The organism is Streptococcus sp. SN-1 (assembly GCF_041154385.1).
GTDB lineage: Bacteria > Bacillota > Bacilli > Lactobacillales > Streptococcaceae > Streptococcus > Streptococcus mitis_CT.
In genome coordinates, this window is record NZ_AP028929.1 from 1211875 (window position 1) to 1227943 (window position 16069).

General features: G+C 40.5%; 12 protein-coding genes, 1 tRNA gene and 1 pseudogene. 6 read left to right on the forward strand and 8 right to left on the reverse strand.

Annotation, left to right across the window (positions count from 1 at the left end; translation table 11 throughout):
* Window positions 1-10 precede the first annotated feature (10 nt).
* Entirely contained in the window at window positions 11-481 is a 471-nt protein-coding gene (locus tag ACAM22_RS05335; protein ID WP_084889551.1) for an arginine repressor, read from the forward strand.
* 433 nt (window positions 482-914) lie between these two features.
* Here the strand turns inward: ACAM22_RS05335 and ACAM22_RS05340 are convergent, their stop codons facing one another.
* The 4 genes from ACAM22_RS05340 to ACAM22_RS05355 form a co-directional block, all read right to left on the reverse strand.
* A complete protein-coding gene (locus tag ACAM22_RS05340) occupies window positions 915-3218 on the reverse strand; it encodes a DNA translocase FtsK (protein ID WP_369606474.1) in 2304 nt (767 codons plus the stop codon).
* 88 nt (window positions 3219-3306) lie between these two features.
* Complete coding sequence (locus ACAM22_RS05345) at window positions 3307-5259, reverse strand: fructose-specific PTS transporter subunit EIIC (protein ID WP_369606475.1); 1953 nt, start codon at window positions 5257-5259, stop codon at window positions 3307-3309.
* A complete protein-coding gene (pfkB, locus tag ACAM22_RS05350) occupies window positions 5256-6167 on the reverse strand; it encodes a 1-phosphofructokinase (protein ID WP_369606476.1) in 912 nt (303 codons plus the stop codon). The genes ACAM22_RS05345 and pfkB overlap by 4 nt, the downstream gene beginning before the upstream one ends.
* The gene (locus ACAM22_RS05355) at window positions 6164-6904 is read right to left on the reverse strand and encodes a DeoR/GlpR family DNA-binding transcription regulator (protein ID WP_000920651.1); all 741 of its coding nucleotides are present in this window, start codon (window positions 6902-6904) and stop codon (window positions 6164-6166) included. Before ACAM22_RS05355 ends, pfkB begins: the two co-directional genes overlap by 4 nt.
* A 161-nt stretch (window positions 6905-7065) precedes the next feature.
* On the opposite strand from ACAM22_RS05355, the gene ACAM22_RS05360 reads away from it, so the two are divergent.
* Window positions 7066-7153: transfer RNA gene (locus tag ACAM22_RS05360), tRNA-Ser, on the forward strand.
* 78 nt (window positions 7154-7231) lie between these two features.
* Here ACAM22_RS05360 and ACAM22_RS05365 read toward each other — a convergent pair.
* The 4 genes from ACAM22_RS05365 to nox form a co-directional block, all read right to left on the reverse strand.
* Window positions 7232-8566: an Nramp family divalent metal transporter gene (locus tag ACAM22_RS05365; protein WP_084891632.1), complete on the reverse strand. Its 1335-nt coding sequence runs from the start codon at window positions 8564-8566 to the stop codon at window positions 7232-7234.
* A 976-nt stretch (window positions 8567-9542) separates the two neighbouring features.
* Window positions 9543-10130, reverse strand: coding sequence for a pyridoxal 5'-phosphate synthase glutaminase subunit PdxT (gene pdxT, locus ACAM22_RS05370; RefSeq protein ID WP_261052000.1), 588 nt, complete (start codon window positions 10128-10130; stop codon window positions 9543-9545).
* The gene (pdxS, locus tag ACAM22_RS05375) at window positions 10131-11006 is read right to left on the reverse strand and encodes a pyridoxal 5'-phosphate synthase lyase subunit PdxS (protein ID WP_000138517.1); all 876 of its coding nucleotides are present in this window, start codon (window positions 11004-11006) and stop codon (window positions 10131-10133) included.
* 151 nt (window positions 11007-11157) lie between these two features.
* Window positions 11158-12537 (reverse strand): H2O-forming NADH oxidase, encoded by a 1380-nt coding sequence (nox, locus tag ACAM22_RS05380; protein ID WP_369606477.1) that lies wholly within the window; start codon window positions 12535-12537, stop codon window positions 11158-11160.
* A gap of 306 nt (window positions 12538-12843) precedes the next feature.
* On the opposite strand from nox, the gene ACAM22_RS05385 reads away from it, so the two are divergent.
* The 4 genes and pseudogenes from ACAM22_RS05385 to ACAM22_RS05400 form a co-directional block, all read left to right on the forward strand.
* The gene (locus tag ACAM22_RS05385) at window positions 12844-13767 is read left to right on the forward strand and encodes an FAD:protein FMN transferase (protein ID WP_369606478.1); all 924 of its coding nucleotides are present in this window, start codon (window positions 12844-12846) and stop codon (window positions 13765-13767) included.
* A gap of 59 nt (window positions 13768-13826) precedes the next feature.
* Window positions 13827-14432: an NADPH-dependent FMN reductase gene (locus ACAM22_RS05390; protein ID WP_369606479.1), complete on the forward strand. Its 606-nt coding sequence runs from the start codon at window positions 13827-13829 to the stop codon at window positions 14430-14432.
* 18 nt (window positions 14433-14450) lie between these two features.
* Window positions 14451-15689: an NAD(P)H-dependent oxidoreductase gene (locus ACAM22_RS05395; protein ID WP_369606480.1), complete on the forward strand. Its 1239-nt coding sequence runs from the start codon at window positions 14451-14453 to the stop codon at window positions 15687-15689.
* 37 nt (window positions 15690-15726) lie between these two features.
* Window positions 15727-15977 (forward strand): annotated as a pseudogene (locus ACAM22_RS05400) (uracil permease); the annotation flags it as partial.
* Window positions 15978-16069 lie beyond the last annotated feature (92 nt).

Consider the following 16069-nt stretch of genomic DNA (forward strand, 5'->3'; position numbering starts at 1 on the left):
TTAAATTATTATGAATAAATCTGAACACCGACACCAACTCATACGAGCTCTTGTAACGAAAAATAAGATTCACACACAAGCTGAGTTACAATCTCTTCTTGCCGATAATGATATTCAAGTTACACAAGCGACACTTTCGAGAGATATTAAAAGTATGAACCTGTCAAAAGTACGAGAAGAAGATAACTCTTACTATGTGCTAAATACAGGCTCTATCTCAAAATGGGAAAAACGTCTCGAACTCTACATGGAAGATGCCCTTGTCTTGATGCGCCCAGTTCAACACCAAGTCCTACTAAAAACCCTTCCTGGACTGGCTCAATCATTTGGTTCTATCATTGATGCTTTGAGTTTCCCTGATGCTATTGCTACCCTCTGTGGTGATGATGTCTGCCTTGTCATCTGTGAAGATGCAGAGGCAGCCCAACATTGCTTTGAAGAGCTGAAACGGTTCGCTCCACCATTTTTCTTTGGTGAATAAACAGAAACTGAACTCAAAAACTGCAGAACTCTCAAAATTTTAAACAGTAGTGAATTGATGTCAGCTAACAGCTAGCGAATACAATAGCTGATTCCTGCTGAAAAGTGAGCTATGTAGCTTAATAAAACAAAAAAAGAAATCTATCTCATACATGAGTACAAAAGCTCCCCTTATAGTTTCTAGTGAAAAACAAATATTCACTAGAAACTATAAGGGGAGTCTTCATATATCTAAAAGAAATTCTAAATCTGTTTCAGCTTGATATAATGTTTGAATAAAATGTGAACAAATTTATTAGGGAATTCAAATCAATTTCATGCTTTAAAAGTCGTTTCGTACTATTTTAGATTCAATTAATTATACATCATAGATAATCCGCTTCAAAAACCTCTTCAAATCACGTCAGGTTCACATTTCCGTATAAGAGAGAAATTTATTGTTGCAATACTTTTCTTGGCTTAGTACCTTCAGCTGGACCAATGACACCTGCCATCTCAAGCTCTTCCATGAGACGGGTCGCACGGTTAAATCCAACTGATAAACGACGCTGAATCATAGAGGCGCTGGCTTTCTGGGTTTCGATTACCAAAGCCTTGGCTTCTTCAAAAAGCGGATCCCCACCAGATTCACCATCTGAAAATTCTCCTTCATTTTCAGACACCTCACCTGGATCAAAACTCTCATCGTAATCCGCATCCGCCTGAGCCTTGATGAAGTTTACGATACGTTCGACATCATCATCCGAGATAAAGGATCCTTGCAGACGAACTGGATGATTTTCATCGATTGGTTTAAAGAGCATATCTCCACGTCCAAGTAGTTTCTCAGCTCCATTTTCATCTAAAATAGTACGGGAATCTGTACCTGATGAAACTGCAAACGCCACACGTGATGGGACATTGGCTTTAATCAACCCAGATATGACATCAACAGATGGACGCTGGGTTGCAAGAATCATGTGAATCCCTGCAGCACGCGCCTTCTGCCCCAAACGGATAATGGCATCTTCCACTTCTTTGCTGGCCACCATCATGAGGTCAGCTAACTCATCTACAATTACGACAATGAGTGGTAGCGGAACCTGCTTGTACTCAGACTGGGCATTAAACTCTTCTACCTTGGCATTAAAGCCTGCAATATTCCGAACTCCCACCTTAGCAAAGAGTTCATAACGGTTTTCCATTTCATCCACAACCTTTTGAAGGGCCTTGCTGGCCTTACGTGGATTGGTCACAACTGGAATCAAGAGGTGGGGAATATCATTGTAAACAGACAACTCAACCATCTTGGGATCGACCATCATAAATTTAACTTGATCGGGTCTCGCCTTCATGAGGATGCTAGCGATAATGCCGTTAACAGCTACTGACTTCCCTGAACCCGTTGAACCTGCGACTAGCAAGTGGGGCATTTTAGAAAGGTCAAAAGCTCTTGCGGTTCCATTAACAGCCTTTCCTAAAGGAATTTCCAAGAGATTTTCTGCTTTCGTTTGAGATTGTTCCCATAGTTCGCGGAAAGAAACTGTCGCAATCTCAGAGTTAGGGACTTCAATTCCCACTAAAGATTTCCCTGGAATAGGTGCTTCGATTCGGACATCCTTGGCAGCCAAGGCTAAAGCAAGGTCATCTGCTAGATTGGAAATGCGGTTGACCCTTACACCTACTGCTGGCTTAACTTCATACTTGGTCACTGATGGCCCAATTTCAGCCCGTTCAACCGTTACCTTGATACCAAAGCTAGCAAAGGTTTCTTCTAGGATTTTGATGTTTTCACGAACGATTTTCTTCTCTTTAGACTGGTCTTTTGGTTTATCTGGGGCAAAGAGTTGTAAGCTTGGAAGTTTGTATTCGAGGGCTTCTTTGGCTGAAAAATCAACCTGTACATCTTCATCATCAGAGCCATCTTCCTGTTCAGGGAATTCAAGTTCAGCTTGAGGCAGGATGATTTCTGGTTCTACCCATTCTTCTTCTGGAACAGGTGAAACGTCAAGCACAACATCTTCTGTCAGAATTTCACCTGTTTCCATATCAACAGGAGGCAAATCGAGTAAGGCTTTTTCAGCCTTTTCTTGTTCTAATCTAGCCTCTTCCTCAGCTTTTTGACGAGCTTTTTCTTCTTGTTTGACAAAGCGTTCCTCTTTTCGACGCTCATGTCCTTCTCGCCATTTGGCAAAGCCTCTACTGAAAAATTCAGCAATATCGTAAACAGACCAAGGGCTAACTAGGAGGGCTCCAGCTAAAATCAAGATAGAACCAATAAAGTAAGTACCGACATTTGAAAAAAGAAAGGCGGTTGGCATATAAAGAGCGACCCCAATCAAGCCCCCTCCAGCAAAGCTGGTCGTTCGAAAGCCTGTTAAATCCGTCACAACTTGGGCTATGGTCCCTTTTAGTACCGACTTATCCAAACCATATTTCCAAACTAAATAGGCCTCAAAAATCAAGAGCAAGCCAGCAAATATGGTGAAAAATCCAGATAAGAGCCCTTCCTGTTTTCGTATCCACTTGAAAAAGAAGAGGTAGAGCAAGATACCAAATATTGCTAGATAAGCTAGGCTGCCCACCAGCAAGCGAATTAAATTGTAAAGGGTTATACCTGCAGCCCCTAATTTGAAGGCTGCGAAAATCAATAAAAGCGCGATTCCCAAAGAAATCAACATTCGTTGAATCGCTTCTTTTCTTTCGAGTTCTGCTTTAGACGGTCTCCGTCTTGTTTTACTTGTATTCTTGTTTGCCATTCTTCTATTATACCATATTTCACAGGCATTTCGGAAAGAGACAAAGACTGCACCAAACGGTCCAATCTTTTGATTTTATATCTAATTTTTATACTTGTGGTTTGCGTAGGTAACCATAGACCACACCACTTACGATTGCTCCTACCAAGACAGAAACTAGGTAAAGGAGAGCATTTGAAGTAAGGGCGATAACGAAGATTCCTCCGTGTGGCGCCATGAGTTTGATACCAGTAAGACCAACGAGGCCACCTGCTACTGCTGAACCAAGAATGAAACTTGGAATCGCACGAGCTGGGTCAGCTGCACCAAATGGAATCGCTCCCTCAGTGATAAATGACAAGCCCATGATGATGTTTGTCAAACCAGAGTTGCGTTCTTCCTTAGTAAATTTGTCTTTAAAGAGAAGAGTTGCGACAAAGATGGCAAGTGGTGGCACCATTCCTCCAGCCATAACTGCTGCCATGGCTACAGAACCTCCTGAAGAAACAGTAGCTGCAAGCGTACCTGTACCAAAGACATAAGCCGCTTTGTTAACTGGTCCACCCATGTCAACAGCCATCATTCCACCAAGGACGATACCAAGAAGGACAGCTGAACCGCCTCCAAGACCGCCTAGGAAGTCATTCATAGCAGTGTTGATTGCTGCCATTGGGATGTTAACAGCTAGCATAACAAATCCAGTCAAGATTGTCCCAAGAAGTGGCAAGAGAAGGATTGATTTTGCACCTTCAAGTGAACGAGGAACTTTAACGTATTTCTTGATAGCAAGAACCAAAGCACCTGCAATAAATCCACCAACAAGGGCACCTAGGAAACCAGATGAGACACCTGCAAGAGTTGAAGTTGCTTCACCACCTGCAGCATAAGGAATTTTACCAAATGCAAAACCTTCTTTGGCAATAGCACCAGCCACGAAACCTGCTACCAAACCTGGTTTTTCAGCGATAGAGTAGGCAACATAACCTGCAAAGACTGGGAGCATCAATCCAAAGGCTGCACCACCAATTTTCATGAACATAGAAGCTAACTCATGGTAAGAACCAAGATTACCAAGGTTTTCATTCGGAACACCCAAAGCACCGTCAATCAAGAAGGCAAGGGCAATCATGATACCACCACCGATAACGAATGGCAACATTTGAGAGACACCACTCATCAAGTGTTTGTAGAAGGCACCACCAAGACTTTGTTTTTCGTTAGAGGTTGTTGCGGCTTTGGCTCCATTAGCAGCACGGTAGACTTCAGCATCTCCAGAAAGAGCCAAGTTGATCAACTCTTCTGTCTTGCGGATACCGTCAGCAACTGGACGATTGATCAATGGTTTGCCATCGAAACGATCCATTTCAACGGCCTTGTCTGCCGCAATGATAACAGCTTTAGCCTTGCGGATATCTTCTGCAGTTAGTTGATTTCCAACACCGCTAGCACCGTTGGTTTCGACCTTAATTCCAACACCCATTTCAGTAGCTACTTTTTGAAGAGCTTCTTGGGCCATGTAAGTGTGGGCAATACCTGTTGTACAAGCTGTAACAGCAACGATAAAGTCACCAGAGTCATTGGTAGGTACTTGAACAGGTTCCTCAGTTTTTTCTGAAGCTTGGTCAAAAAGCTCAATGACTTGGTCAGCTGATGTTGCTTGGCGAAGTTTGTCAGCAAATCCATCTTTCATCAAGTATTGAGACAATTCTGCCAAGGCAGCCAAGTGAGTGTCATTAGCACCTTCTGGAGCTGCAATCATAAAGAAGAGGTCGGTTGCTTGTCCATCCAAGCTCTCGTAGTCAACACCCTTGTTTGACTTAGCAAAGAGAACAGTCGCTTCTTTGACAGCAGCATTTTTGCTGTGAGGTATTGCGATACCATCACCTAAACCAGTAGAAGTGAGAGCTTCACGAGCCAAAATGCCTTCTTTAAATGTTTCAAAATCTGTCACATAACCGTGGTCTGTCAAACTTTTAATCATCTCTTCGATGACAGCTGTTTTTTCAGTTGCTTGCAAATCCAGCAACATGACATCTTTTCTCAATAGGTCTTGAATTTTCATCGTTTTTCTACCTCAACTTTTTCATATGTTTCTTTAATAAATTCTGCTGTTGCTAAGTCATCCGAGAAGGTAGTTGCTGTTCCACAAGCTACTCCCCATTTGAAGGCTTCTACTGCATCTTTGGATTTGACAAATTCACCTGTGAATCCGGCAACCATAGAATCACCAGCTCCAACTGAATTTTTCACAGTTCCCTTGATTGGTTTAGCAAAGTAAGCTCCCTCAGATGTGACAAGGAAGGCACCGTCACCAGCCATAGAGATAATGACGTTTTGAGCTCCTTTGGCCAGTAACTGACGAGCATAGTTCTCGATTTCATCTAAACTTTCGAGTTTCACTCCAAAGATAGCTCCAAGTTCATGATTGTTTGGTTTGACCAAAAGCGGCTGATAGTCCAAACTATCAATCAAGGTCTGTCCTTCAAAGTCACAAACCACTTGCGCACCCGTCTGACGTGTCAAGGCAATCAAATCCTTATAGATGACATTGCCTAGATTTTTAGCACTTGAACCAGCAAACACGACCGTATCATCTGCAGTCAAACTAGATAAAATAGCTTTCAATTCTTCTAACTGGGCTGGTTCAACAGTTGGACCCGTTCCGTTGATTTCTGTTTCTTGATCTGCTTTGATTTTAACATTGATACGAGTATCTTCTGCCACTTGGACAAAACGTGTCTCGATTTCTTCATCAGCCAAAGTATCCGTGATAAATTTACCAGTAAAGCCTCCGATAAAGCCCGTCGCTGTATTTGGAATATCTAAGCGCTTCAAGACACGGCTGACATTGATTCCTTTCCCACCAGCAAACTTATCATCACTGTCCATACGATTGACACTACCGACCTGGACTTGATCCAAACGCACGATATAGTCAATAGATGGATTGAGTGTGACTGTATAAATCATACTTCTATTACCTCCGTTTTCTCCTTAATAGCCTGCAAGAGCTCATGCCCTTGACTTGTGATAACGATAGCGCGTTTGAGTGGTGCTACCTTGGCAAAGCAAGTTTGTCCTATTTTTGACGAATCCACCAAGACATAGGTCTGTTTAGCATTCTCTAAAATAGCACGCTTCACAGCCCCCTCCTCCATATCAGGAGTCGTATAATAACCATCGTCCACACCATTCATCCCGATAAAGGCACGGTCAAAGTGCAATTGGTTAATCTGGTTAAGAGCAACGCCCCCGATGCTCGCATCTGTCGCCATCTTGACACTACCTCCAACCATGACCGTAGGAATCTGCTTTTCAACCAACTGAGCGGCGTGGTGAATCGAATTAGTCACAACAGTAATATTCTTATTAACCAATTCATGAATCAAAAAGGCAGTTGTTGTTCCAGCATCGATAAAGATGACATCTTGTTCCTTGATGAGAGAGGCTGCTTTCTGAGCTAGCAACTTCTTCTCTTGAAGGTTTTTGACAGATTTTTCTTGGATGGTTTCTTCTTCCTGCAAGGAATGGGGCAATTCTGCTCCACCATGCACGCGACGAAGCTTGTTTTCCGCTTCCAATTCATCCAAATCTCTTCGAACCGTTGATTCTGACGTTTCTAGCAAACTAACTAATTTCTCTAGAGAAACTACATGGTGTTGATTTAACTCCTCTAAAATCAGTTGTTTCCTCTCTGTTTTTAACACTGAATCACCTCCTGTTATCGTTTACACTATTCATTCTATCATACTTCCTTTCAAAGTCAAGCATTTTTTATCATTTTCTTTCAAATTCTATCATTTTTCTTATTTCCAGAATTTTTATTGCAAGATAAGAGCCTTTATGGTAGACTATTTGAGTAAGTATTGGAAGATTACTCAAGAGGCTTAAGAGGCCGTGTTGGAAACGCGGTAGGCGTGTAACAGCGTGCGTGGGTTCGAATCCCATGTCTTCCGTTTATTTTAAAAAAGATACCCAAGAAATCTTGGGTATCTTTTTTCTTATATGATTGTTTTATAACTCGGGTGAATTTCTTAGAAAATATCAAATAACAATTTCACATTGAGAATTGTTAAGATAATGGAAACGATATAGCCAAGGATGGTATTCCATTTGGCATTGGTAAATTCTCCCATCAGTGATTTCTTAGAAGTTAGATAAATCAGTGGGAAGATTGAAAATGGAAGAGCAATCGAAAGAAAGACTTGTGAATAAACCAATAACTGATCCAATGTTTTTTCCTGATGACCAAACAGAACCGCTACAATCATGACAGGCAACAAGGCAAAGAGACGAGTTGCCAAACGAATGAACCATTGAGGTAATCTCATATGCAAGAAACCTTCCATAACGATTTGTCCAGTCAAGGTACCCGTAATTGTCGAATTTTGACCACTGGCTAATAAAGCCAAGGCAAACAAGGTTGATAAGGTCGAGCTAGCTATAGCTCCTGCAATAGTAGAATCCTGCAAGGCATTATACATTTGAGAGAAGGCAGAAATCTCAGATGCATGGCCGAAAAAGAGAGCCGCCCCGAGAATTAATAGAAGGGAGTTAACCACAAAGGCCAAGGATAATTGGAGATTTGAATCCCAGGTCATAAAGCGCACCGCTTTTCGAACATCATCCTTGTCCTTGTGATTGATTTTCCGAGTTTGAGACAAGGAAGAATGCAAATAGAGGTTATGAGGCATAACCGTCGCACCTACAATCCCCAGAGCTAAAGTTAATTGACTTTCATGACCTGGCAAAGGACTCTCAAATAAGGTCGAATTGGGTAAATAACCCTCAGCGATTCCTTGGAAACTTGGATTTGATAAAGCTACCAGATAAGTAAAGATTGCTAAAATCGTTAAAATCAGTGTTGTCACAATAGCTTCTATCTTCTTAAAGCCAAATTTCATCAAAAGCAATAAGAGAAAGACATCTAGAACCGTCAAAAGGATGGCTATCATAATCGGAATCTTAAAAAGAAGATTGAGAGCAATCGCTGAACCTAGAACTTCTGCCAGGTCTGTCGCCATCAAGGCCAACTCCAAAATCACCCATAAGCTATAACGAAGCCATTTGGGTGAATGATGACCCGTTGCTTGAGCCAAGTCCATTTGAGTTACAATTCCAAGCTTTCCTGCCATCTGCTGAAGTTGCATAGCAATGAGTGATGAAATCAAGATGACAAATAAGAGACTGTACTTATAGGATGCACCTCCAACCACACTGGTTATCCAGTTTCCTGGATCCATATAACCAACTGCGACAAGGGCACCTGGACCCAAGAAGGCCTTTAAATTTTGCCAGAAATGATTGTTATTTGGAGTATCGATAGATTGATTAATCTCAGAGAGTGACACTTTTTTATGAGAAGACATAGATACTTACCTCTTTCTAAACCTACTTTTTCATTATTTTCTATTAGAGAAAAATAAGATTGACTTTAAACTATTAAAACAATGAAAACTATATGAAAAACATTTAGTTTTTTCATTATTTTTCTTAAGGCACCTTAATTATAACAGAAAATATGATAAAAACTTAAGAAAATTCAGGACTTGATTTAATATTTAGGATACAACAAAATGTTGTATTCTTTTTTTGCAAAAGAATACCAAAGAATAAAATAAAAAACGTTGTAAAACACCTGATATTATGCGTTTTTTTGATTTTAAAGACTTTTTGCTTGATCCTTTTCACCCTGTTTAACCGCCATTGATTTTAACTCATTACCTACATCTCAAAAAAAATTTAAAATTGTCTTAATCTCCTTTATTGTGTCGCTTTTGGAATTTTTTTGGTATAAACTTCTACGCGCATCCTATGGAGCAAGACAGACTCATAGCTTCACACATAATAGAACGAGTATCTCCATCTGTAGAGATACTCGTTTTTTGCTATTTTCGAAGTGATCTTTTTGACCAGTCCTATACATCATTTTTATACTCAACGAAAATCAAAGAGCAAAATAGGAAGCTAACCGCAGGTTGCTCAAAATACAGCTTTGAGGTTGCAGATAAAACTGACGAAGTCAGCTCAAAACACTGTTTTGAGGTTGTGGATAGAACTGACGAAGTCAGTAACCATACCTACGGCAAGGTGAAACTGACGTGGTTTGAAGAGATTTTCGAAGAGTATTAAGCAGTATAGAATAGTATTTTAACTCCATCCTCTAAAGTGCTTTCAATAAAAGACACTTGAACACCATATTCAGCATATAAGCTTTATGCCCTAAGTCAAAACAATCATTCTTTTCTAATTTATCGTAAATAAATCTAAAATCACAGAATACTGTCAGATGACTTAAAAAATGATTCTTTGGAAAAAGCGAATCGAAACTTGATTTATCACTTTTTATTCCACTATCTTTTTGTCACACATATTGATAAAGTACTGGTGCAAGTGAACATCATCCGTCAATTCTGGATGAAAAGAAGTTACCAACATATTTTTTTCTTGAGCTGCAACGATTTGATTATCAACTCTTGCTAAAATTTCTACATCTTCTCCAACACTGCTGATAATTGGACCACGGATAAAGGTCATTGGAATCTGACCGACTCCCTTACATTCTGCTTCCGTGTAGAAACTTCCTAGTTGGCGCCCATAGGCATTGCGCTCGACCACCATATCCATAGTTCCAAGATGACTTTCTTTCTGAGAAATGATTTCCTTAGCCAGTAAAATCAAGCCCGCACAGGTCCCAAACACTGGTAAGCCAGATAGAATTGCTTCCCGGATAGGAAACAACATATCCTGGTCTCGTAAGAGCTTGCCCATGGTTGTAGACTCACCACCCGGCAAAATCAAACCCGACAAGTCACTCTGATCTTGCTGAAAATCATCTAGATTTCTAATTTCTACACTAGTGACACCTAATTTATCTAGTACTTTTGCATGTTCTGCAAAAGCACCTTGCAAGGCTAATATTCCGATTTTCATCTATTTTCCTCGCTCTGCCATGAGAATTTGGATTTCATTTTCATTAATACCCACCATGGCTTCTCCTAAATCTTCAGAGATTTGAGCTAGAATTTGAGGATTACGGAAGTTAGTCACAGCCTTAACAATAGCACTCGCTCGTTTAACAGGATCTCCTGACTTAAAAATACCTGAACCGACAAAGACACCCTCTGCCCCTAATTGCATCATCAACGCAGCATCAGCTGGCGTTGCAACACCTCCAGCCGCAAAGTTTACAACTGGCAATTTCCCATGTTCATGGACGTATTGAACCAATTCTACAGGGACTTGCAAGTCCTTAGCAGCAACATAAAGTTCGTCCTCACGTAAGTTTTGAATACGGCGAATTTCCTGATTCATCATACGCATATGACGAACAGCTTGGACGATATCCCCTGTACCTGGTTCTCCTTTGGTACGAATCATAGAAGCACCTTCAGCGATACGACGCAAGGCTTCACCCAAATCCTTAGCACCACAGACAAAAGGAACTTGGAATTCTTTCTTGTCCACATGGAAACGGTCGTCAGCTGGCGATAAAACTTCACTCTCATCGATATAGTCAATCTCAATAGCCTCTAAAATCTGAGCTTCAACAAAATGCCCGATTCTAACCTTGGCCATCACTGGAATACTAACCGCTTCTTGGATTTCCTTAATCATCTTTGGATCGCTCATGCGGGAAACTCCACCAGCTGCACGAATATCAGCTGGAATCCGCTCCAAGGCCATCACAGCTGCCGCACCAGCAGCTTCTGCAATACGGGCCTGTTCAGGATTCTGAACGTCCATGATAACCCCACCTTTGAGCATCTGTGCCAAGTTTTTATTTAGTTCATAACGATTTTCAGTCATTTCTTTTTCCTCATCATTTATATTGGTAGCTACCATTTCATTTTAAGTTAGATTAGAATGAATCACAAGATAAAAAAAAGATAATTGTATGGGTACAGAATGATGAAAAAACTATCTGACCTTAAGTTAAGGCCAGATAGTTCATTCATTTTTATTTTTCAGCTGTAAGGGCAGCCATTGTAATGTAGTTGTATGGTTTGTTGAAGTGTGGCAAGAAGAAGAGATCTGTCAAGGCCAATTTATCAATTGTTACATGCTCTTGGATAGCAAGTGAGAACATGTGAATCCCCATGCTGATTGAAATGTCATGTGAAACCATTTGGGCACCAAGAATTTCACGGCTATCTTTGTCAAAGACAATCTTAATTGCTACTTCATGGTTGTCATGTTTCATGAATTCTGGTTTTTGAAGATCGTTAAAGCCTGTTTCAGTTGCATTATAACCAGCAGCTTTAGCTTTTTCAAGAGTCAAACCAGTTGAAACCATGTGAAGACCGTAGATTGAAATACCGTTTGAACCTTGCACACCGATTCCTTCCAATTCATGTCCACAAGCATTGTAGGCACCAACAATACCAGTACGAACAGCATTTGAAGCAAGGGCAATGTAGCTAGTGTCTTTACGAGCATTATCATAGACAGTCGCACAGTCACCAACTGCAAATACACCTGGAATTGAAGTTTCTTGTTTCTTATCTACAAGGAAGGCACCGTTGCGGAAGAGTTCAATCTTACCATCAGCAAGAGCTGTGTTTGGACGGAAACCAACTGCAAGGATAACCATATCCACATCAAAAGTTTCTTTGTCAGTAATCAAGCGTTCAACTTTACCGTCACCTTCGATTGCTTTAACAGTTTGACCAAGAGCCAAGCGGATATTGTGGTCTTCCAGGTTCTTCGCCATCATTTGTGTGAAGTCTTTGTCATAGTAACCGTTCAAGACAGTATCAACAATATCAACAAGGACAACTTCTTTTCCAAGACGTTCAAAGGCTTCAGCAAGTTCAACACCGATGTAACCACCACCAACAACGGCGATACGGTCAAGGTGTTGGCTCTTGTCAGCCAATTTGTGAATCACTTCTTCAGCGTTTTGGTACAATTTCACGAATTGTACATTTTCAAGAGTTGCTTTAAATTCGCGGTTTCCTTTAACAATTTCAACACCTTCGATTGGTGGCAAGATTGGTGTAGAACCTGTAGCGAAAATCAATTTTTCATATGATTCTTTGTGCTCTTTTCCTTCAACTTCCGCTGTAACTACTTTGTTATCATAGTCGATTGAAAGAACTGGTGAGTTCATGTAGACTTTAGCACCTTTAGCTTCCAATTTTTCTTTATCAGAATAGAACAAGCCTTCAGCACCGTCAATTTGTTCACCAATCCAGAGGGCCATTCCACATCCTAGGAAAGAGATGTTAGAGTTTTGGTCAAATACAACGATTTCGTTCTCATTTCCAAAATTATCCAACATAGTATTAATACATGCTGTACCAGCGTGGTTAGCACCGACTACAACGATCTTACTCATAAAAAATTTCCTACCTTCATTCTAAATTTACCCTACTAGTATAACATTTACTGTTAGCGTTTACAAGAGTTTGGCCGATTTTTCCTATTTTTTTGTAAAAAATTGTAAATAATCTGTATCTTAACACGGATTCTTGCAATTTTTCTTCATTTCCTGAGCATATTTCTTGACATCTTTACAAATTTTATTTGTGAAAACGCTGACTTTATGGTATGCTAGTATCATGGAAAGAAAATGTAAGGGGTTCATTTTTCATAAATTTACTATATTTCAACCTTCTTTTCATAAGAGAAAGGAGTTGGTAGCTTGCCTCTTAGTTCACATTCTGAACGCCTAATGGGAACCACTATCACTATTTCATTAGTGGATGAGCGAGCAGATATCTTGCTCCAGAAATCCTTTGATTTACTCAGAGAGTTTGAATACCGCTTCAACGCCAATAGCCAAGAATCTGAGTTGATGGAAATCAATCATCAAGCTGGAATAGCCCCCGTCAAGGTTCATCCAGACCTGTTTGAACTGATTTCACTTGGGTTAGAGCATAGCCTAGCGCCCTCTAGCCATCTCAACATCAGCATTGGTCCCTTAATTCAAACCTGGCGTATCGGTTTTTCAGATGCCAAAGTTGCCCAACCTCAAGAAATTGAATCGGTGCTCCCTTTAATCAATCCTCATTCTATCGAGTTAGATTCTTCTACTTCCACTGTGTTTTTAAAACAGAAAGGAATGAAGATCGATCTAGGTTGTTTAGCCAAAGGATACAGTGCGGATAAGGTTGCCCAATTTCTTAGGAAAGAGGGTGTGACTTCTGCCCTGATTAATCTGGGAGGGAATATCCTGACCATTGGAAAAAATCAGGCAAGAGGGAATCAACCTTGGCAAATCGGGATTCAAGACCCCGCCAATCCGAGGGGAAATCACTTAATGACCATCCCTGTTGTCAATCAATCTGTCGTGACTTCAGGCATTTATGAACGTCACCTGACCGTCGATGGACAAGATTACCATCACATTTTTGACAGCCATACAGGATATCCTGTTGAAACAGAACTCGCTAGTCTCACAATCATCTCTGATAAATCAGTCGATGGTGAAATCTGGACAACTCGTTTATTTGGAGAAAGACCTGCTTCTATCCTTTGGCAAGTCGAAAGTTTGGAGGGAATCGAAGCGATTCTGATTGATAAGGAAGGCCACCTAAGTTGTTCTTCAGGAATTCCTACTCTATAGAGACAACTGTTTCAATGGAGTTTTAAAATCGTATTATGTAAAAAGAGAAAGGAAATCTCATGTTAAAACTTATTGCTATTGTTGGAACAAATTCAAAACGTTCTACAAACCGTCAATTGCTTCAATACATGCAAAAACACTTTGCTGACAAAGCTGAAATTGAACTTGTTGAAATCAAGGATATCCCTGTCTTTAACAAGCCAGCTGACAAGCAAGTACCTGCTGAAATTCTGGAAATTGCTGCTAAAATCGAAGAGGCAGATGGCGTTATTATCGGTACTCCTGAGTACGACCACTCTATCCCAGCTGTTTTGATGAGCGCTCTTGCTTGGTTGTCTTATGGTATTTACCCACTCTTGAACAAACCAATCATGATTACAGGTGCTTCTTACGGTACACTTGGTTCATCACGCGCCCAATTACAACTTCGCCAAATCTTAAACGCACCAGAAATCAAAGCAAGTGTCCTTCCTGATGAATTCTTGCTTTCACATTCTCTTCAAGCCTTTAATCCAAGTGGAGATCTAGTAGATCTTGATGTTATTAAAAAACTGGATGCCACTTTTGACGACTTCCGTATCTTTGTAAAAATCACAGAAAGATTGCGCAACGCACAAGCCCTACTTCGCAAAGATGCTGAAGAATTTGACTGGGAAAATTTGTAAGATAGGAGACCAAAAAGAATGAAATTTGTTGGACTTGTAGGATCAAACTACGATCAATCATATAACCGTAAACTCTTGGAATTCATCCGTCGTCACTTCAAACTCAAATTTGAATTAGAAGTTCTCGAAATTGACGAAGTTCCAATGTTCAACCAAGACGAAAAATGGGATGAAAGTTTCCAATTGCGTCTCTTGTATAACAGAATTACTCGTGCTGATGGTGTCATTATTGCTACTCCTGAGCACAACCACACAATCTCAGCTTCTCTTAAATCTGTTCTTGAATGGCTTTCATACGAAGTTCATCCATTTGAAAACAAACCAGTCATGATTGTGGGAGCTTCTTACTATGACCAAGGTACTTCTCGTGCCCAAGTTCACCTTCGTAAGATTCTTGACGCCCCAGGTGTCAATGCCTACACTCTTCCAGGAAATGAATTCCTTCTTGGTAAAGCCAAAGAAGCATTTGACACAGAGGGCAATATCACAAATGAAGGAACTATTAATTTCCTTGAAACATGCTTGGACAACTTTGTAAAATATGTGGGAGTCGTTTCAAAATTGAAAAAACCAAAACCAATTGCACCAGAAGATTTATATTGTACAAATTCAATTGCAACTACCATTCAAGGTGTTGATCCAGATGATCCTGAATGGGTAGAAAAAGCAGCTGAACTTGTTGGAGCTGTTTCTGGAGATACTTACGTTAAATTAGACCACGGTATCTTGACAGTTAACCAAATTGACATGTTCTTGAAAGCAATGCCATTTGAATTGACATTTGCAGATGATAATAACCAGTTCTTGTACTTTAATAACGCCCACCAAGATCCAAATACAATGTTTGGTAAACGTGTACGTGCTCAATCAGGAAACCGTTTAGGAACTGTACACGGTTCATTGCCAGATTCTAGAATGAAAAACGTTGAATGGGTTGTCGGCGTATTGCGTAACGGGGATCAAGAATATGTCCGTACAATTGTGCCAGGAACACCAGAAGGCGTTATTAATACCCATAATTACCAAGCAATGTACTATCCAGATGGTTCATATGCTGGAATCAATGAAATCATCTTTAATTTCCAACCATGGCTTGACTGGTACCTCAATACAACTGGTCAACGTCTAGTTGGTGGAAATGCTGCAGCTCCTGCTGGAGGACATGGCAGTGCAGATGCTACATCTGGAGCTTCTGATTCAGGTGATGCTGGAGGTCACGGTGGTGGCGCAGACGCTACATCTGGAGCAAGTAATTAATAATAGTTTTAGGAACCATTTTGGTTCCTTTTTTGGCTCTTTGTCAACTGTACTTGGTGGTATGTCAATCCTTCTCTATGGGGTTATCGCCAGCAACGATTTGAAAGTCTTGATCAAAGAACGTGTTGATTTCGCTCAAATGCGTAACCTCATCATCGCAAGCGCTATGTTGCTCCTTGGACTTGGAGGATCCTTAAACTTGGTCCAGTTACCCTTTCAGGAACTGCCCTATCAGCTATGACAGGAATCATCTTGAACTTAATCTTGCCATACGAAAATAAAGACTAATACTCTTCGAAAATCTCTTTAAACCACGTCAACGTCTCCTTGGATTATATATGTGACTGCCTTCGTCAGTCTTATCTACAACCTCAAAGCAG

Coding starts and splice junctions, on each gene's coding strand:
- ACAM22_RS05335 (WP_084889551.1), top strand. CDS start 11: ATGAATAAATCTGAACACCGACACCAACTCATACGAGCTCTTGTAACG.
- ACAM22_RS05340 (WP_369606474.1), bottom strand. CDS start 3,218: ATGGCAAACAAGAATACAAGTAAAACAAGACGGAGACCGTCTAAAGCA.
- ACAM22_RS05345 (WP_369606475.1), bottom strand. CDS start 5,259: ATGAAAATTCAAGACCTATTGAGAAAAGATGTCATGTTGCTGGATTTG.
- pfkB (WP_369606476.1), bottom strand. CDS start 6,167: ATGATTTATACAGTCACACTCAATCCATCTATTGACTATATCGTGCGT.
- ACAM22_RS05365 (WP_084891632.1), bottom strand. CDS start 8,566: ATGTCTTCTCATAAAAAAGTGTCACTCTCTGAGATTAATCAATCTATC.
- pdxT (WP_261052000.1), bottom strand. CDS start 10,130: ATGAAAATCGGAATATTAGCCTTGCAAGGTGCTTTTGCAGAACATGCA.
- pdxS (WP_000138517.1), bottom strand. CDS start 11,006: ATGACTGAAAATCGTTATGAACTAAATAAAAACTTGGCACAGATGCTC.
- nox (WP_369606477.1), bottom strand. CDS start 12,537: ATGAGTAAGATCGTTGTAGTCGGTGCTAACCACGCTGGTACAGCATGT.
- ACAM22_RS05390 (WP_369606479.1), top strand. CDS start 13,827: ATGTTAAAACTTATTGCTATTGTTGGAACAAATTCAAAACGTTCTACA.
- ACAM22_RS05395 (WP_369606480.1), top strand. CDS start 14,451: ATGAAATTTGTTGGACTTGTAGGATCAAACTACGATCAATCATATAAC.